Here is an 18,339-nt window from a genome sequence, read left to right as displayed (position 1 = left end):
AACATGTCGCAAATAGAAATCAAACGAGATCGACCACGCGTCGAATTGTTGTTTGCTAAATACAAAGAGCAGATCGGTGACGATTTTCCCGGTTATCGAAATCATGTATATCGGACAATCACCTATGCGATGCATTTTCTAGGTAACGATGAACGGTATGAACCGCTCGTTGAAACGGCTTTTGTGTACCACGATATCGGACTGTGGACCGATCATGAGCTGGCTTATTTGGAGCCATCAGAGGCTGCAGCGTTAGCTGACAATGAACACTTTGAGTGGGGTTTAGATCCTGATGCTTTGCGTGGAGCGATTCATTGGCACCATAAGATTTCTCCGTACAAAGGTCCGCACCAAAAAGTCATTGAAGCATGCCGCAAAGCTGACTGGATTGATGCGACCAAAGGCAGTGTTCGTAAAGGGTTGAGTAAAGAAACCATCGCAGAAGTTGAGGCGGCCTTTCCAAACTTAGGTTTTCATGACACTTTGCTGCGTCTAGCAAAAGACTATGGTGGTTCGACGTTAGTCGGCGGTGTTAAAGTCACGCTGGGTATCGTGAAGTGGTAGCCTGAATAATCTTATAGATCGAATGTAAAAAGAGGACTCCATTTGTGAGCCCTCATATTTACGTAACAGCATTGGTTATTGTGTGATCGTTAACCCAAGTTGAGTTGCCATGCTTAACTCGTTGCGCTCTACGATTTCTTCAATCACTTTACCTTCTTGGTTAAAGCGAAAGTAGGTGAGGCTTGTCCATGTAACGTCTTTACCTGATACATCGAACTCCATCCACGTATTTGCATTTTTGGCTTTGTGAGTCAGGGCGACAACCACTTGATATTCTGCTTCTACAATGCGTTGAAAGCTTGTCTCAAGGCTCTCATAACGTTCAGTTACGCAAGATTTCAACTTGGCTTCAAATTCGACTAACCCTTTTAAGGTTTTTCCACAATCAGGGCGGTGAATAAGAGCATCTTCAGCGAAAAATTCCCCCACACGTTCTGTTGCCTTACCGTCAACACAAATATTAAAGTAATTTCTTATGGTTTGGACTTGTTTACTTTCCATTTATTTATCTTCTCTTTGTTTGTTGAATTGCTGGGATTTTTAATCAAAAAATGAAGCTTGAATAGATCAGATAAGGTCGATAATCTGTCAACAAATAGTAAACAATGAATGTTTTGATGAACTTAATCACGCTAATTAAATCGTTTATTTGCACCGTAGAGGAAGGCAGTTTTACGGGCGCATCTAAGAAACTAGAAGTGTCTAAATCTCTCGTGAGTCGCAATGTTAGAGATCTAGAAACGTATCTTGGAACGCGATTAATGAATCGCTCAACCAAGGCGCTGTCTCTTACGGACGCTGGTCATCAGTATTATCAAGAAGCACATGTTCTGATTTTGCAACTTGAAGCGCTGAATGACACGATGAGGTTTGATAGTAATGAAATCTCTGGCACCTTGAATGTTCTCGCGCCAAATGGTTTGACAGAAATCTTGCTCATGCCGTTTATTTGCGGTTTCAGTGATATATATCCGGAGCTAAGAGTGAATTTGCTGCTTGATGATGGTTTAGATGATATCTCCTCACAAGGGTATGACGTAGCAATTCGATCTGGTCGTTTGGTTAGGCAAGATTCAGATTTGATCGCAACAAAGATCACTGAAAACAGGAATATCATATGTGCCTCGCCGCAATACTTAGAAGCCTCTTCTTCACTTTTGCAACCGAGAGATCTGCATTCTCATCGAATTATCGAAGACCCAAATTTAAAGAATTATAAGGTGTGGCGATTTAGCAAAGCGGGAAAAGAGCTGGATGTGCAGGTGTCACCATCTCTTTCCGTTAACAGCGTGCAGGCAGTGAAAACGGCGCTAAAACAAAACTATGGAGTTGCGATGCTTCCAAGAGCATTGGCGGAAGATGAGTTGTGTAAGGGCGAATTGATAGAAGTACTGAAAGACTACCAATTACCAACAAGAACGGTCTACGCGCTTTATCGAGCACGCTCTAACACACCGAGAAAGGTCAAAGTCTTTATCGAAGAGCTAAGAGCGTACTTTGTACCTTAACGTCAGCTCGTTTCTGAGTATCCGTTGCTCTTTGTTTATCGGTGCTGAAATCAGGTATGTGCGTTTAGTTTGTTTACTTTTCAATTCATCAAAGAGGATGGAACTTCAAAACGATTTGGTAATCATAGGGAAGGGTAAGATAATTTTCCCTTTTTTGTTGTAAGGTTTATCTAAGCAAAATAGACGTTTAGTGAGAATAGCAAAGCTTAGAAACAAAGTTCTCAAATACGTAACGTTTAAATTGTGCCTGTATGATGTTATAACATAACAATTACTATTCTCAGTTAACCCTAGTACTATGAAGTTTGTTCGTTATTCCTTAATTGCTGTTGCTGCTACCGCATTCTCTCTTGCAGCTTATCTCACCTATCAAGCAGAAACGAAACCAGAAGAAATCACTATTAAGGTCACGCCTTATTCAGAACTAAAGAGCGCTCAAAAAAACGAGACTCAAACAAATGAAACACCTCAAAATCCCGAACGTGAAGTCAAAAAGCATGACAACATCGCGCGTATTCACTACTTCGTTAAAGTTGGTGACACGCTCAGCACGATCTTTTCCTCATGGGGGGTATCATACGACACCACTCAAAAGCTTCTTGAAGCTGACTTAACGTCGCTGAAGCTCGATACCATCAAACCAGGCGACCACCTTGAGCTCGTGGTAGATAGAGATACTAAGACCCTAAAACAAGTGATTTTCCATGAAAGCCTTGTCGAACGCGCGGTCTATACGCAAAACGACGATGGCACGTTTGCTTATGACTTTATTGAGGAGCCGGGAGAGTGGCGTGAAGAAATGTACTCAGGCACGATCAATGGCAGTTTTTCTTCTTCTGCGCATAAGCAAGGATTGACCACAACGCAGATTGCTAACATCACTCGCGTGTTACGTGACAAAGTAAATTTTGCTCGTGAGCTTCGTGCTGGTGATAGCTTTCATGTATTGGTGAATCGACAATATCTTGATGATCACTTTACTGGTAATGCAGAAGTGCAGGGCATCGCGATCAAAATGCGAGCTAAAGACGTTGAAGCATTCTTAGCGGAGGACGGTCGTTTTTATGACAGAGCAGGTAACAGCCTTGAACAAGCATTTAACCGTTATCCGATCGACAAACAGTTCCGTCGTATTACCTCTCCATTCAACCCTTACCGAAAACACCCTGTTACGGGACGAATCTCTCCGCATAACGGTACGGACTTCGCAACACCAGTTGGTTCCCCGGTTTACTCAACTGGCGATGGCAAGGTGATAGCGGTTCGTAACCATCCTTATGCGGGTAAATACTTAGTGATAGAGCACAATAGTGTCTATAAAACGCGTTATTTGCATCTAAGCCGTTTTCTCGTCAAAAAGGGCGACCATGTTAAGCGTGGGCAGAAGATTGCATTGTCGGGAGCGACAGGACGATTAACGGGACCACACCTTCATTTCGAAGTGTTGGTACGTAATCGTGCAGTGGATGCTATGAAAGCGGATTTACCATTAGCGAGTTCCATTTCTACTAAAGACAAGCCAGCCTTTTTAGCAAGAGTCTCTGAATTTGATGATTTGGTTGCTCGTGAGCAAAGTGCCAGTAGTGCGCAAACAATGCAGAACAAACAACCCTCTTAGTGGGTATAGCAGCATCAAAGGCAAGCATTTTCGCTTGCCTTTTTTGTTTTTAGCGAACTAGGAATTAGGTTCTTAAAATAGATGAAAAATAAAGCATATCAGAAGAATAAGCCTATGGGATGAGTCGGTTAATTATTGCATTTAAATGACAGTAAAAATAGAATTTATACTCTATTTTTATAGTGACATAACTCATTTTGCGCGATATAAATATGTGATATTTATTCCATAAAGTTCCATTGTCTTTGCTTACTATTATTTCCTATTTAACCAGGTGTATTTATTTTAAATCATTATTATTTGATTTAATTTATAACTCCAATCAATGGGTGGATAATATATCTTCATTGTTGATTTTAAATCGCTGATTTTTAGTTCATTGTTTTTTGGTGCGAGCAAAGTGCTTTAAGAAAGAGTGGTGATGCTATCTTTCTGTTGTTAAAGGCTTTTATTCTCTTTTTGGTTGCTTTTATAGTGTGTGGTGACCGGTGATTAGTGCTAGCTTTTGATTAAATTAATATAATCTAATTAAGTTTATTCTTTTTCTTTAATGTTTCATTTATAACTTATTGGTTTATAAATTGAACAATAAATAGTTATAGAGAAATAAATTTTGATATTTATCCCAGAAACAATAATGAATTTTTGCCTTGGTTATTTTTATTTATAAATTAAGTGTGCTTGCAAAACACAAATGAAACATTAATTGCAGGTCTTTGTGCAGTACCTAAATAATTAATATAAGACTAAGGACTTTATTATGTATCTAAGAAAGAGCAGTGCTACGCAGACAAACTCCATTGGTTATCGCACGCTAGGGCTAACAATGCTTTGCTCCGGTTTATTACTGAATCCTATTTCACAAGCCATGGCTGCGGAGTTTAGTACTGATGCGGTTGCTCAATCAGAAAGTGAATACTGGAGCACTTATAAGCTAGATATCAAGAACACAGGTTCTGAAACGGCAGACATGCGTGAAGCTGTCATTGAGTTCGTATTGCCTGTAGCAATCAATGACATCGGTTGGGCGTCAAATCACCTTTCGTATCCGTCATGGGAAATCTCTCATACGACACAATCTAACGGTGTACTGAACTCTGTCGCGCTGAAGTTTCCGCAAGGATCTTGGGTAGATAGCGAGCTTGCTTCTGGAGAATCTGCGGTACTGACGATTTCTTTCGGTGGAGAGTTGACGGATCTGAATGCGTTTGAAAATTCAGTGGTAGTGAAAGTCGATGGTGAAGTCGTTCCTCCACCTGAGTTCTCGCTCGATATTTTGGCTCCTGCACAAAACTCAGTGGTTTATACTGGCACAAATGTAGACATCATCACGGATATTGCGGGTGAAGGTGCAACCAAACTAGAGTTCTGGGTAAACAACATCAAATTGGGAGAGCAACCTGTTGTAGAAGGCACGACAGAGTATCAACAGGCTTGGCTCCCTGACACTATTGGCGCAGCATCGATTGCGGTCATGGCATTCGATGAGAGTGGAAAGAAACTGACAGAACAAACGGTTCAAGTAACGGTTGAATCGGAATCTACTGCACCAAATCCACCTGTGATTGAGTTTATCTCACCAGACGCTGGCTCTTCTCACCAAAAAGGTGACACCATTACAATCTCGGCCAATGTCTCTGATGCAGATGATGATTTAACAACCGTCAAATTCTTCGCCAACGATGCTGAAGTATGTCAGTTAGACGCGAAAGCGACTCAAGATTTCTCATGTGATTGGACGGCACACACAGCGGGGTCAACAACGCTTCGCGCTGAAGCTCAGGATGACGAGCAGCATACTTCACGCAAGAGCCTAACCATTACGGTCACAGACACGGGCACAAGTTGTGGCGATATTCCTCAGTACGAAGATGGTGTGCCATACAAAGTAGGCGATGAAGTCACGAATATTGGCAATATTTACTCATGTACCGTCGCGGGTTGGTGTGGTAATCCGGTTTGGACACCGGGCACCGGCCACCCTGATTATCCTGATGCGTGGAAAGACGCATGGAATGAAGTAGGGCAATGTGATCCGAACCCTGTGCCAGTTGTTAAGGTTCAGTCCCCTCAAGATGGACAAAAAATCGCACCAAACCAAGCATTCGATGTGGTAGTTGATGCAACGGATGATACCGAAGTTGCTCGCGTTGACGTTCAGTTGAATGGACAAGTGGTAGCAACCTCAGGCACACCTTCACAGGGCGATACTTATACCATCACGGTTCCTGCTCAAGTTGAAGGTCAATACACATTGACGGTTATTGCATACGATGATCAAGGTGCGAGTGCAGAAGCTGCGCCAATTTCTTTGGCTATCACTGACAAGGACTTGGTGGTTTCGCTTTCATCTCCTGTCGATGGTTCTAGCTACTTCGAAGGTCGTGCGATTTCTATCAAAGCGGATGCAAAGAGCTACGAAGGCGATATTACTTCTGTAAGCTTTATCGCCAATGGTAATGAACTGTTCAAAGATACCGAAGCGCCATACGAGTATGAATGGCTAGGTGCGCAGAAGGGGGCTTATGCCATCACGGCAAAAGCGGTAAACACAGCAAGCCAAGAGCAAACCTCAGCGACATCTAACATTACAGTTAAAGAAAGCACGGGCGGTGGCGGTTTAGTTGATAACCCAGATCGCTCTATCAGTTACCTAACATCTTGGGGTCTAAATGACTACGAGCAGTTGTTCAACTCAGAAGGAGACGGTTACCTATTGTCATTTGGTAAGTGGGATTCAAGCGGTAATATCACGATCTCTGACGGCATGCTCACACCGCCGGATTACAATCCAGATTGGATGCCAACGCAGTACCTCGCTTGGTCAACGCTTAAGCATGACAATGAAAACGTCACGATGATGGTAGCGTTCGGGGGGCAAACTTACGAAAGTATTTGGTCGGCGATCAGCACCCCACAAAGTCGTGAAGCGGTCGCGACTGGATTGGTTGATTTGGTCCACACGCCATTCCCTGTGTACAAGAAGAACCTGAAGCCTGAAGAGATGGAAGGTGAATGTCTTGCATCAAAACCAGATGGCAGCTGTGATTACAGCAAGTATCAGTTAGCTGGTTATGTGCATATTGATGGGTTGGATTTCGACTTCGAAAAAGCCGCTCGAATCACAGACAAAGAGAACCAAGACTTAACGGCATTGATCAAACTGATCCGTGAGAAAGTCGGCAACACCAAAGTGCTGTCCCTGACTACTTATCACGTAGGTGCCGACCCTGTCGAGTGTATGAATGCAAACGTATTCGAAAACTGTTCTTATGTTGAGCCATCTGGTCGCTCATCGCATCATGGTGAAGTCATTGATCTACTCAAAGCGACTAAAAATGACTTTGATTTCTTCAACGTCATGACATACGACGCTGGTCGAAACTTCCTATACGATGTCGCGATGGCGAACTATGCTGAATATATTGGAGACAAGTCGAAGATTGTTTTAGGTAACACGATCAACAGTCAGTGGGCACCAGGTGGTAACTTTGTTGAAACGCGTCAGAACAACCTAGACCGTGCTAAATGGCAGAAAGATAACGGTTATGGTGGTTTCTTCATGTGGACGTTGGGTTCAAACAACCAAGGTTTGAGTATGGCAGAACAAGTTGACTACTTTAACGACATGATCAATGTAAGTAAGTAGTACCTACCTCATCTTGTAATCTACTTGAACGACGGAAGGCTCAATGCCTTCCGTTATTTCTTCAATCTTCATCATGGGAAAGCCTTCTCTCGTCGTATTCCCATGCAAATCTCAAACTAATTCAGTGGTGACAATATGTCGAGATTAGATTCTGGTCAGCACCAGAAAGCGATTCCGTGCGTCCAAAATACCTCCACTCAACACTACGATGCGTTCAGTAAATGGCTACATTGGGCTATGGCGGTGATTATCATTTATGCAACGCTTGCAGGCTACGGCATGTTATTCGTTATGGATATGCCGCAGGTGTTCCATGTTCTATCTACGCTCAATATGTCGTTTGCAACCATCGCCTCCGTGTTATTGATTGTACGTTGGGGGTGGTCATTCTTTCGTAAAGCCCCAGAGTTACCAAAGTCGGTTTCTCATACCCAGAAAAGCATCGCTAAACTGACGCATGGCGCTATCTATTTGGTGATGTTTGTAGTGTTTGTCAGTGGTTTTCTGATGCTTAAACATGAGTATCCATTCTTTTGGCTGTTTACCATTCCAAACCCAATTTCTAATGCCGAAGTGAATGCGTTCTTTTTTATGGTTCACCGTTTTGGCTGTGCCACACTCGCGAGCTTGGTGTTGCTACATGCGTTAGCAGCGTTGAAACATCACTTTGTGAATAAGAACGATGTATTGCGGAGTATGGCATTTAATGTGACTAAGCAAAGTCAGTCGTCGTAAGCCGCACAGTGCGGTTGGTTGAAGGCGTGTAGAAAGAAAAAAGGCTTGGTGAGCCTCCAAGCCTTTGTGTCCACTTAATCTAACTATTTTTTAAAGGTTAGATTCAAAGTGAGTGGAACTCGATCAGAAATCTTAATCCCGCCAACTGTTGCCGCGAGGTCAGTTAAGTTCTTACTAGGAATACCAAAGTCAGCAGCGCCAATAATCACAGGTGCACTTGAGCTCACCATTACCGTATCGCCAGCGTTTAGGATAACAACCGGAAACTCAACGGATTTTGTCTTACCAAACAGCGTTACTTCAGCAGGTACTTTTACCTTGTGTGAGCCTTCACCCAGAGAAGCCCAATCAACTTTTCCTGTCACTTTTACTGGTGCGTGTTTCGCAGATTCAAAGAAGATTTCATTAAGACGGGTGTTACGAATAGGGATACCTGTCTCAATGCTATTTAGATCGATAGCAACATCAAATTTGCCATTGCTGTCTAACGTGCCGGAAAGAGTATTGATGGTTGCTGGCTCGACAACAAACTGGTTCTTGATGGTAGCAAAGCTTACTGAAGAAAAGTTTGAATCTAATGTGTAGTTGTCAGCAGCAAATGAAGCACTAGAAAACAGCGCCAGCGCAATGCTTAGGGTGGATAAAGTCTTTTTCATTATTATTAAGCCTTATATACGTTGAACGGTTGTTCCCCTTGATACTAGTCCGGATTTATAAAAGTTAATAAGGAATTAAATCGATTAATTTTGGTGATTTTTTCGATGTGATTAACTGTGCATTAATGATGTTCGAATATCAATTTGAATGATTATGAGAGCGTATTATTTGTCAGAAACTTGCTAATTAGCAATGGCTTATTTAGGTGTTGGTAAATCTACACGGCTTACATGGTTATTCTATAAAAGTGTGATACTGATATAAAAACGATTCATTTTATTAAAGTTGTTGCATTTGATGCGGATAACGTAACTGAATAGTTAAAACCAGTGTCGCGGGAGAATGGGTTGGCAAAGAGAGTAATGCCAAGTCATCGGCTTAATTAACCCCGTTGATAGAAATTAATCGCTTGCGTTGAGACAACCATAATGAAAAGAATCATCCTATTAGCCGTTTGTGCCATGTTTGGCATTGCTGTCATGGCGAGTATGGCGTCTACCTACTTTATCTCCAGTCAGAAAATCGATGACATCATCTTGCACAAATCTCAGGTTCAGGCTGAGTTCTTAGCTGAGAATGCAAGTTACATTTTAGAGAACTCAAACCATCCGGTCCAAGATCTCCAAGCGTTAGTTGACCAGTTAAAGCAACGCTCAGATGTAAGTTATGCCATTGTAATCGATAGTAATGTTTCGGCGGTTGCACACAGTGATAAACAAAAGCTAAACAAGAAGTACGAAGATGACTATACAGTGGCGGGTGCAACCAAAGGTGTGCAGCAATACTCGAAGTGGTACGCGGATGTGCAGCAAGTGTGGGTGTTCGATATCATGGCTCCAATCTACGTGAATGGCCAGCTCTACGGCACGTTCGATATCGGTATTCCAATTACGGAAGTGAGCCAAGCAACGAACGGTATTATTAGTTACCAACTTGGTTCAATGATCGTGATATTTGTACTCTGCGTGCTACTACTTTCGCTTCTGCTAAGCCACTTAATGCAGCCGTTATCTGTATTGAAAAATGCACTGCATGACATTTCCCAAGGGGAAGGCGATCTGACTGTTCGTTTGCCAACAAAAGGTAATGATGAAGTGGCTCAGATTTCATCAGCATTTAATGTCTTTGTTGAAAAGGTTCATGGCATTATTTCGCAAGTGGTGAGCACTGGTGTTGCATTGAATGGCTCTGCAACTGCCTTACGTGAGCAATCTCAACAGGCGTTGACTCGTGGGCAGGAGCAAAACGAGCAAACCATGCTGGTGGTGACGTCAATGAATGAAATGATTGCGACGGTTAACGAAATTGCATCGAACGCAGCAGGTGCAGCGAGCGCGGCAAGTACTGCAACGGATGAAACACAAGAAGGCTACAAGACGCTGCAAAAGACCACTACGGCAATCACAAACCTTGAAACCGAGATGAACAGCACGTCCAGCATCATCGTAAGTTTGGCAGATAATACTCAATCGATCGGTTCAATCCTTGAGGTGATTCGAGGTATCTCAGAACAGACGAACTTATTGGCACTTAATGCTGCAATTGAGGCCGCTCGTGCTGGTGATGCAGGCCGTGGTTTTGCTGTGGTAGCCGACGAAGTGCGTAACCTTGCGACGAAAACCGCGCAGTCAACCGATGAGATTGACCTGATGATCAAACGCTTGCAAGACGAAGCGCAAAATGCCGTGAATTCGATGGGGAACAGTAAAGCTTTGATCGAAGAAGGAACTACGGAGACGGAGCTAGCTCGACAAGCACTAGAAGCGATTTCTAAGCAGGTAATGACCATTTTGGATATTAATACTCAGGTTGCAACGGCAACAGAACAACAATCGACGGTAGCTAACGAGATCAACATGAACATGGATACGGTGAGCAACTCAGTGAAGCTCGGTCTAAATGCAAGTGAGCAATTAGAGCAATCGAGTCAACAACTGGCTGAGCTTTCGCAAACGCTTGATCATTACGTCGGCTCGTTCAGGATCTAACCCACAACAAGCATGCAAAAGGCGACCATCGAGTCGCCTTTTTGTTTGCCGATATGTATCCAAAGTGTGGTTATGGGGTGATGTTATTATAGGTCACTGCTTGAATTTCGCCTTGCGCCGTTCGTTCGACGTTATCCACTTTACCTTGGAAATAATAAGGCGTGAAATCGGATTGTACTTTGCTCGCATTTGCATAATACAAAGTTACTGGCTGATGGTTTAGTGCACCAGACGTTAAGGTGCCAATCAATGCGTGCTCGAATTGATGATAACCATTGCCCCAATGAAACGCTTTGGTTGACTTTGGATCGAGACCGACGCCCCCATATTGATGATCAACCCATGCATCCATAAAAGTACGTGTGGTGTATGGCAGTACATTTCCCACCTTGTTATCTAAAATGGCAAGTGTCATTGCTGATTGGTCAAGCTCTGCCCATTCCCAAGAAGAGCTGCCGTTAGAATAAGGGCGGCTTTGCCAAGCAGGGATGGATTGATTCGCCCATTCGCTTTGCAGTTCGGGAGAAAAAAAAACGCTAACTGGTTCAAACTGTTGTTGATATTGCGCTCGCTCTAATGTCGTTCGCATGCCTTGTTTTGCAAATTGTTTCCAATCGGCATTGTTTATTTGTTCTGCGACAAGGTACGTCATCCAATACGCTTTAATGGTGTGACCGAAATCGTTATGTTTGGCGTTTGGCTGCATGACGGCTTTATGATGAATGGCGCCGTAGAAGCGTTGCTCTTTGTCTGAGTGATAATGTTGAACTAATGTATTTGTTAACCAGGTCAGGTCACTGAGCCACTTCGTTCGATGTGGCTCAGGCAATAGGGGAGCGACCAAAAGCATATAGCCGTTAATTTGGTCTAATTGTGCAACCAACTCATACTGTTTTGCACTTTGCTCATCTCCATCTTGTAAAACCCAAGCAAGTCCTACTTCATCGTTTAGTCTGTAGTTATCGAAGATAAATTTTTGCTGATCAATAAGTACTTTTTCTACCAGAGGATCGCCCGTTAGGTAGTAATACATTGCAAGTCCAACGAGTGCGTAAGCTTGGTCTTGCGAAGTTCTCTGTGTCCACTTTAAACCAGCTTGTTTGTTTTGCGTGAACGAAATAAAGCCGCCACGCTCTTTGTCTTGCAATTCATTGATTAGGTAATAAGCCCCTTGTTTCGCTAGTTCAAGGGCTTGCGTGTCTCCAGTTAGGTGGAAAAGCACCCCATAGGCGTAGGTTTGGCGTGATTTCATTCGCGTATATTCACGACCAAAATAAGGAGTAATCCAACCTCGATCTAACTCAGGACAAACATTGGCTGTATTCAGTTTGCGACCATCGTTGCAGCGGAAAGTGGGGAAGTTTCCAACAGGTTCTCCGTAAGCTTTCTCATCCATCCAGTAAGGGGCTAAGCCTGTTGTGATGTGGTTTAGCCATGTCTGTGTAGATGGAAAGGTCGTTGATGCCACATTATTTGCAATCGCGTCTTGGGAAACTGTTTCGTTTGAAGCTGAGTTTTCAATTGTCGCCGCCAGTGACACCGAACTGGTGGCGAGAGAGAGCGCTATTATTAACGACTTTGTCGAAAAAGACATAAAGCAAGTCCTTGAAAGAAAAGAAAGAGTATATCGGTTGGTGACCTCTACAAACCGTTGAATCTCTCCGGTTTTCCATTCCCTCTGCTGACAAGCTTGTCAGTCTTTTTTGATGGAGCGAGCGGGGTTACCAGCAACGCGGTCTCTCGGAGCCACATCTTTCGTTACGACAGATCCAGCACCAATGACAGCTTCTTCTCCAATCGTCACGCCCGGCATAATGATCGCACCACCACCAATCCATACTTTATCTTTTATGGTTACAGGTTTTGCAGTTTCATCACCAGCAAGGCGTTGCTCTGTCTCTAAAGCATGCGCAGCGGTGTAGATTTGAACTCGCGGACCAATCATCACGTTCGCGCCAATAGTTACCTGTCCGTTGTCTATGATGATGGCATCCCAATTAATGTAAGTATGCGAGCCCACTGAAAGGTTGCATCCATACGTCAATTGCAACGGGGCTTGGATACAAGCACCATCACCAAGATTGACGCCTATTTCAACGAGAAGTGCATGACGCTTTGCTGCATTGGGTTCATGGTTGAAGTTGAAAATGAGCTCACATGTGCGCTCCCGCATGAGCTGAAGTTCTTCGTCCAGACAGTTATAAACCTTTCCTGAACGCATAAGTTCGAGTGCTGACATCTTTTTGCCCTTACTGCTTAAATAGTGCAACAAAGTGAGCAATATAAAGCGCGCGTTATACAAGTGGAAATAGAGAACCGCAAAATCAGAATATGGTCACTTAATAACGCTTCTTAACATCGACTTCATAAACAACTCAACATTAAACCGTTGAATGTACGGGAGGTTGTACTAGGTTTTATATGTGAGCTTTGCGTTGCAGAGTGGGGCTCTAAAACATCCACTTGTGTAATGCGCGGACAATGACTGTGCTTGGAAAAATTGACACGTTATCCATCATCAGATGATGGGAATATGACGTGAAACCAAAGGGATAAACAGTGAATAATTCAAATGAAAATCTTGAGAAAATACTGGCGAAAGCGTTCACCACATCTTTGATACGATTCTCAATCACGACGCTTATCGTTATTGTGTGCTGGTGGGCATTCTTACCTTTTTTACCTATTTTGCTCTGGGCGTTAGTCCTTGCTATTGCGCTTTATCCAGTCAAACTTGTTATTGAAAGAAAACTCGGATTAAGCTCCGCGCGCTCGGCAACATTGATCGCGATTATTGGTGTGCTGATTCTCGGCACGCCAACAGCAATGGTGGGCAACTCTTTTGCTTCTAAAACCTTAGGTGCGTTTGAGTCTTACCGAGATGGCACTTTGGTAATCACCAAGCCAGCAGACAGTGTGAAAGCCTGGCCGTTGGTCGGTGAAAAAGTTCATGCGGTTTGGTATGAAGCGGCGGACGATCTACCAACTTTTATTGAAAAGCGGCAGCCACAAATTAAAGGGTTCTTTAGTTGGTTTGTTGACAGTGCGACAGGTGCGGCGAAAAGTGTGTTTATGCTGATTGGTGCGATTATTATTGCGGGGATCATGCTTGCTTGGGCACAACCTGCGGCTAGGTCGATACGTAAGATCTTCATTAGTTTTACCGATGAAGTAAGAGGTCCGGATTTGCACCAACTTACCACTGCAACTATCAGGCAAGTCGCCGTGGGCATCATTGGTATTGCTTTCTTAACAGCAATGGCATTTGGCGGTGTCGTTGCATTATCCGGCGTACCTGCCGCAGCCTTGTTTACACTTATCGCACTAGTCTTCGCTATCGTTCAACTTCCGGTCACTATTATTGCTTTAGTCGCCGTTGGTTTGTTGTGGGCGGGGGACAGCGGAACGGTTCATAACGTGATCTTTACCATCTTACTGATCGCCGCTAGCTTGATTGATAACTTCTTAAAACCATTGATTCTCGGGCGAGGGTTAGAAGTCCCGATGCCTATTGTCCTTATTGGTGCCGTTGGCGGCATGATGTCCGGCGGTATACTGGGTATGTTTATTGGCGCTGCATTCTTAGCTGCTGGTTATCAGGTGTTTATGAAGTGGGTCGATACGGAAACTCAGGACGTTGTTGATGTCTTAGAGAGTGAAGAGTTTCAGGAAGAGAAAACAGAAGCTAAAGAGTCCAAGGATTAAGTTAGTTCTGAATAGGCAGTTAGACCGTGAGATCGCACAAGCCCATGTGAAGTGCGCTTGTTGATAATCATTCGAGCAACTAGAAGGTCGCTGTTCTAGTTGCTTGTGAATGCAAATAATCAGCGCTAGAAACTTAACGACTAGTCGTAAACGGACAAACAACCTTTTAGTTTTCGTAAATACTGTTTCAATTTATAAATCATTGTTTGATGTTTTTCAGAGGCGTAACGTTAATTGCGTTGCTTTAGTAAATCGCAACGTTATGTTTTTATTGGAAAAAGGAAATGGATATGGCTTACGAAGGCTACAAAACATTTACTGCAAAACAAGAAGAAGCAGTTCTTTATGTTACGTTTGATTTTGGAACGGTAAACGTACAAGGGCAGGAAATGTTGACGGATTTGAACGGTTTAGCGCTACGTCTGGAACGTGACCGTAACGTGAAAGTGGTTGTATTCCAATCTGCTAATCCAGAAATTTGGGTTTGTCATTACGACACCGAATTGCTGAAAGAAATGTCGACAGAAGCGGTTTCACGTGAAGACGCGAAATTGCTTGACCTTCAATCAGTGTTAGAAAGGATCAGCAAGCTACCACAAGCAACGATTGCTAAGTTGGAGGGATTTGCCCGTGGTGGTGGTCATGAATTTGCATTGGCATGTGATATGCGCTTTGCCGCACGCGGTAAATACAAATTTATGCAGATGGAAGTTGGCATGGGCATCTTACCGTGCGGTGGTGGCGCATCTCGGATGGCACGCCAGGTTGGTTTAGGACGTGCTCTAGAAATCATCTTGAGTGCTCGCGACTTCGATGCGGACGAAGCAGAAGCGTACGGCACCATAAACAAAGCGTTGGAGCCTGATGAGATTGGTCCTTATGTTGATGAGTTAGCGCAGCGAATTTCTAAGTTCCCAGCTGAATCTATTAATGCATGTAAGCAAATGGTGTACGAGTCAATCGATAAGCCAATCGATGAAGCGTTGAAAGCCGAAGCTTACTGGCTTTACCAAGCAACCAGCAAAACGCCAGCGGTTAAGCGTTTCCAAATTGCCGATGACCAAGGTTTAGAGCACGATATCGAAAACCAAAGAAACTGGGAAGAACTGGTTATGAAGGTGCAAGACATTAACTGATCATTCATAGCTTGATTGTCGATATAAGATTAAAGGCGAGTTTTTTGGCTCGCCTTCAATTGACGAGTAAATTTGGCTCTGCTTGCTGTCGCTCATGTAAACCAAACGATTATCAGTGACAATTCTAGAAAATGGCTAGATTTGTTTGAAAATTCATCAGTTTAGGCATTAAGTTTTTGCCGTGTCGGTCAATATTTTTAATTAATAGAATCGATTGTGTCGATCAATCAAATCGATCGATAGAAATTTACTGTTGATTGATAAAAATATTTATCCGTAACGACACCTTTTGATCATCGAACAGTATACAATTATGCGTATAATCGCCGCTTCTTAAATGCATCAAGTTCAAATCTTGATCAGAATTGCAGTGAATGAAAGCTAAACGGATTTTAGTTGTTGAATTAGGGATAGGGAGAGTGGGTTAATCTAGGACAGTTGTAATGAGTTGGGGCATCAAAGTAGTATTTTTAATTTCGGTATTATTGCTAACGGAATTACTCGCCACAAAACTAACCGCCATCAATAACGAAAAAGAATCTGAACAAGTTATCAGTGCTATCAATAAAGAGATGAAAGTCATCTTTAATGACGCATTGATTACGGCTGAAGTATTGAAAGAAGTTGTGGTGCTTTCTAAGAACCATGACATGTCATCAGCAGAGTTTAATAAACTTAGTCGTAAGCTTTTATCCACTTATACCAATGTGGATGCCTTGTTATACCTTCCAAAAGGGGTCGTGCAATATGCTTATCCCTACGACGAGCATAAAGCGGCAATTGGTCACAACGTTCTTGAAGACCAAACACGAAAACTTGGGGCAAACCAGTCTGTAAACTGCAAGAAAAACACGATTATAGGTCCCGTCACTTTAGTTCAAAATGGTAAGCAAGCATTCATCCTCAGAAAAGGTATCTCAGACGATGCGAATTTCATTGGTTTTTCTTCTTCCGTTATCTATTTAGAATCAATCGTTAGCAAACTAGAGCAAGTATTAAACCAAAACCACGTGAATCGTTACTCTGTTGTTGGCTATGATCCTGATAACAGCAACTATTATGACAAAGTGATCAGCTCTAAAGGTGAGATTGATTGTGACATTCATACTGGCGTCGTGACGATTTTCAACACCAATTGGCAAATCTCAATATCGCCAGAGGACAGTGGCTTGATCCCACGAGTGGTTATTTTTGCCACTTTGTTGACGCTACTAATATTGGTGACAACACCGGTGAGGTACTTCAACAAGTTTCGTCATTCAGAAATGCAGCGAGATAGCCTGCAAAATGAAGCGCATACCGATTACTTAACTGGACTCCTAAACCGTCGTGGTCTTGAGACCAAGTTTGAGGTGTTAAGAAAAGAGAATACGGCAGGCTCAATTGCTGTGTTTGATATCGATTTTTTTAAGAGCATTAATGATACTTATGGTCATGAGGTGGGGGACATCGTATTAGCTCAGTTCTCTAAGCTATGCGAAGCAAACACGAGCCATGATTTCACTCTTTCTCGCACTGGTGGTGAGGAATTTATGTTGTTGATGCCAAACACTAACGCTCGACAAGCATACCTATACTGCGAGCGAGTAAGAAAAACAGTGGCGAATACGCCCGTGTTTATCAATGATATGTACATTGATATCACGGTAAGTATTGGGGTCGCCTATTTTGACGGCACAGACTCTCTAAAAGACGCATTAAGAGAAGCGGACCGAGCGTTATACAAAGCGAAAAACTCAGGGCGAAATCAAGTGTGTTGGACTCGTTAAGAATGAAGTCTCAAATAGTATGCCTATAGCTTTACTTGATGTCTGAGAAGACTCACAGATATTAGGTTATCAGCTTGTAAACAAAGCCTTGTTTTTGTTTAACTTTAAGAGCGGATCGAAGTGAATTGAAGGTGCAATACAATGCTATGGATAGTGACCAAGTACTTAACCACGGCGGCAATCGTCGTATTAATTTCTGAAGTGGCGAAAAGAAGTGACAAACTTGGTGCCTTGGTAGCAGCCTTACCAACGGTGACTATTTTGGCGCTGGTATGGATGTATATTGAAGGTCAAGGCACAGAAAAACTGTCCAACCACGCTTTCTACACGTTTTGGTTTGTCGTGCCGACGTTGCCAATGTTTTTACTCTTCCCGTATTTGCTAACCAAATACTCCTTTTGGCTGACGCTATTAATCAGCTGCGTAGTATCGGTAGCTTGTTTTGCTTTGACAAACTTAGTAGCAAAGCAATTCGGAATCAATTTGCTGTGACAAGGTTTTTCTGGCTCCCAACCTGACATACCAGCGTTTACCTTAATAGATTCGCTATCTGCTGTGGTAAAGCGTGAAACAAATGCAACGCTTACTGATAACAACACAAGCGCATCGCACTTCAATCATCGACTTCAACAATGACCCGAAACATACGGTATTTATTGGCTCCGTTGTTAGCGGTTAGGTCGCCGGATTACTTATATTAGGTTGAACGCCACAGAATAGGGTCGTTGAGAAAAATGAACAACACTTGTCAAAATAAGAGTTTTAGTGTTTTACATCCTGGTGTTCGCTACCGAGTCAAAAAAGAATTTTATGATTATAACGGTGAGCGGTATCAAGTTGATGAGGAAATGGTGTTTATTGACCATAACTTCGTTCCTTATGAAAGTGGTTTATCACTCTTTTTCCGAACACATAACCGAGACCTTCAGATCATGCTTTGCAATCGGGAGGGCTTACAACAACACATCGTTCATGAGCTAGGTACTTATTTTGAACGACAGCAATAAATT

Annotated in this window: 15 protein-coding genes; 11 read left to right on the top strand and 4 right to left on the bottom strand. The window is 42.9% G+C overall.

All coding sequences use genetic code 11. The annotated features are described in order from the left end of the window. The first annotated feature begins 3 nt into the window (after nt 1–3). Complete coding sequence (locus NL647_RS04980) at nt 4–564, top strand: hypothetical protein (protein ID WP_009696293.1); 561 nt, start codon at nt 4–6, stop codon at nt 562–564. Nucleotides 565–639: 75 nt separating this feature from the next. Here the strand turns inward: NL647_RS04980 and NL647_RS04975 are convergent, their stop codons facing one another. Further along, the gene (locus NL647_RS04975; protein ID WP_253649738.1) at nt 640–1,065 is read right to left on the bottom strand and encodes an ester cyclase; all 426 of its coding nucleotides are present in this window, start codon (nt 1,063–1,065) and stop codon (nt 640–642) included. 116 nt (nt 1,066–1,181) lie between these two features. Between NL647_RS04975 and NL647_RS04970 the strand changes: the two genes are divergently transcribed. From NL647_RS04970 to NL647_RS04955, 4 genes are all read left to right on the top strand, one after another. Then, nucleotides 1,182–2,072, top strand: a complete 891-nt coding sequence (locus tag NL647_RS04970) for a LysR family transcriptional regulator (protein ID WP_253649737.1) — start codon at nt 1,182–1,184, stop codon at nt 2,070–2,072. A gap of 298 nt (nt 2,073–2,370) precedes the next feature. Beyond that, entirely contained in the window at nt 2,371–3,690 is a 1,320-nt protein-coding gene (locus tag NL647_RS04965; RefSeq protein WP_017190859.1) for a peptidoglycan DD-metalloendopeptidase family protein, read from the top strand. A gap of 760 nt (nt 3,691–4,450) precedes the next feature. After that, a complete protein-coding gene (locus tag NL647_RS04960; RefSeq protein ID WP_253649736.1) occupies nt 4,451–7,339 on the top strand; it encodes an Ig-like domain-containing protein in 2,889 nt (962 codons plus the stop codon). Between the two features lie 135 nt (nt 7,340–7,474). Then, nucleotides 7,475–8,074 (top strand): cytochrome b, encoded by a 600-nt coding sequence (locus tag NL647_RS04955; protein ID WP_005447113.1) that lies wholly within the window; start codon nt 7,475–7,477, stop codon nt 8,072–8,074. 83 nt (nt 8,075–8,157) lie between these two features. On the opposite strand, the gene NL647_RS04950 is transcribed toward NL647_RS04955, so the two are convergent. After that, nucleotides 8,158–8,730 (bottom strand): YceI family protein, encoded by a 573-nt coding sequence (locus tag NL647_RS04950; RefSeq protein ID WP_005447112.1) that lies wholly within the window; start codon nt 8,728–8,730, stop codon nt 8,158–8,160. A gap of 429 nt (nt 8,731–9,159) precedes the next feature. Here NL647_RS04950 and NL647_RS04945 point away from each other — a divergent pair, with 429 nt between their 5' ends. Further along, the gene (locus NL647_RS04945) at nt 9,160–10,719 is read left to right on the top strand and encodes a methyl-accepting chemotaxis protein (protein WP_005447108.1); all 1,560 of its coding nucleotides are present in this window, start codon (nt 9,160–9,162) and stop codon (nt 10,717–10,719) included. A gap of 70 nt (nt 10,720–10,789) precedes the next feature. Here NL647_RS04945 and NL647_RS04940 read toward each other — a convergent pair whose 3' ends face one another. Both NL647_RS04940 and NL647_RS04935 read right to left on the bottom strand, forming a co-directional pair. Beyond that, nucleotides 10,790–12,313 carry an AGE family epimerase/isomerase gene (locus NL647_RS04940; protein WP_253649735.1) on the bottom strand — a complete coding sequence of 508 codons (1,524 nt, stop codon included), beginning with the start codon at nt 12,311–12,313 and terminating at the stop codon, nt 10,790–10,792. A gap of 99 nt (nt 12,314–12,412) precedes the next feature. Next, on the bottom strand, nt 12,413–12,958 hold the full coding sequence (locus tag NL647_RS04935) for a sugar O-acetyltransferase (RefSeq protein ID WP_005447106.1): 546 nt from the start codon (nt 12,956–12,958) through the stop codon (nt 12,413–12,415). Nucleotides 12,959–13,278: 320 nt separating this feature from the next. Here NL647_RS04935 and NL647_RS04930 point away from each other — a divergent pair, with 320 nt between their 5' ends. The 5 genes from NL647_RS04930 to NL647_RS04910 all read left to right on the top strand — a co-directional run bounded on the left by NL647_RS04930 (nt 13,279) and on the right by NL647_RS04910 (nt 18,336). After that, complete coding sequence (locus tag NL647_RS04930; RefSeq protein WP_253649734.1) at nt 13,279–14,424, top strand: AI-2E family transporter; 1,146 nt, start codon at nt 13,279–13,281, stop codon at nt 14,422–14,424. 290 nt (nt 14,425–14,714) lie between these two features. Further along, nucleotides 14,715–15,560 (top strand): enoyl-CoA hydratase/isomerase family protein, encoded by an 846-nt coding sequence (locus NL647_RS04925; protein WP_253649733.1) that lies wholly within the window; start codon nt 14,715–14,717, stop codon nt 15,558–15,560. Between the two features lie 443 nt (nt 15,561–16,003). After that, nucleotides 16,004–17,329: a sensor domain-containing diguanylate cyclase gene (locus tag NL647_RS04920; protein ID WP_009696279.1), complete on the top strand. Its 1,326-nt coding sequence runs from the start codon at nt 16,004–16,006 to the stop codon at nt 17,327–17,329. Nucleotides 17,330–17,470: 141 nt separating this feature from the next. Beyond that, nucleotides 17,471–17,821 (top strand): DUF3147 family protein, encoded by a 351-nt coding sequence (locus tag NL647_RS04915; protein WP_005447099.1) that lies wholly within the window; start codon nt 17,471–17,473, stop codon nt 17,819–17,821. 242 nt (nt 17,822–18,063) lie between these two features. Next, a complete protein-coding gene (locus tag NL647_RS04910; protein ID WP_005447097.1) occupies nt 18,064–18,336 on the top strand; it encodes a DUF3601 domain-containing protein in 273 nt (90 codons plus the stop codon). Nucleotides 18,337–18,339 lie beyond the last annotated feature (3 nt).

The organism is Vibrio sp. Y29_XK_CS5 (assembly GCF_024181835.1).
Lineage (GTDB): Bacteria > Pseudomonadota > Gammaproteobacteria > Enterobacterales > Vibrionaceae > Vibrio > Vibrio harveyi.
This window is presented reverse-complemented; position numbering and strand designations above follow the sequence as displayed.

Coding starts and splice junctions, on each gene's coding strand:
- NL647_RS04980 (WP_009696293.1), top strand. CDS start 4: ATGTCGCAAATAGAAATCAAACGAGATCGACCACGCGTCGAATTGTTG.
- NL647_RS04975 (WP_253649738.1), bottom strand. CDS start 1,065: ATGGAAAGTAAACAAGTCCAAACCATAAGAAATTACTTTAATATTTGT.
- NL647_RS04970 (WP_253649737.1), top strand. CDS start 1,182: ATGAACTTAATCACGCTAATTAAATCGTTTATTTGCACCGTAGAGGAA.
- NL647_RS04965 (WP_017190859.1), top strand. CDS start 2,371: ATGAAGTTTGTTCGTTATTCCTTAATTGCTGTTGCTGCTACCGCATTC.
- NL647_RS04960 (WP_253649736.1), top strand. CDS start 4,451: ATGTATCTAAGAAAGAGCAGTGCTACGCAGACAAACTCCATTGGTTAT.
- NL647_RS04955 (WP_005447113.1), top strand. CDS start 7,475: ATGTCGAGATTAGATTCTGGTCAGCACCAGAAAGCGATTCCGTGCGTC.
- NL647_RS04950 (WP_005447112.1), bottom strand. CDS start 8,730: ATGAAAAAGACTTTATCCACCCTAAGCATTGCGCTGGCGCTGTTTTCT.
- NL647_RS04945 (WP_005447108.1), top strand. CDS start 9,160: ATGAAAAGAATCATCCTATTAGCCGTTTGTGCCATGTTTGGCATTGCT.
- NL647_RS04940 (WP_253649735.1), bottom strand. CDS start 12,313: ATGTCTTTTTCGACAAAGTCGTTAATAATAGCGCTCTCTCTCGCCACC.
- NL647_RS04935 (WP_005447106.1), bottom strand. CDS start 12,958: ATGTCAGCACTCGAACTTATGCGTTCAGGAAAGGTTTATAACTGTCTG.
- NL647_RS04925 (WP_253649733.1), top strand. CDS start 14,715: ATGGCTTACGAAGGCTACAAAACATTTACTGCAAAACAAGAAGAAGCA.
- NL647_RS04920 (WP_009696279.1), top strand. CDS start 16,004: ATGAGTTGGGGCATCAAAGTAGTATTTTTAATTTCGGTATTATTGCTA.
- NL647_RS04915 (WP_005447099.1), top strand. CDS start 17,471: ATGCTATGGATAGTGACCAAGTACTTAACCACGGCGGCAATCGTCGTA.
- NL647_RS04910 (WP_005447097.1), top strand. CDS start 18,064: ATGAACAACACTTGTCAAAATAAGAGTTTTAGTGTTTTACATCCTGGT.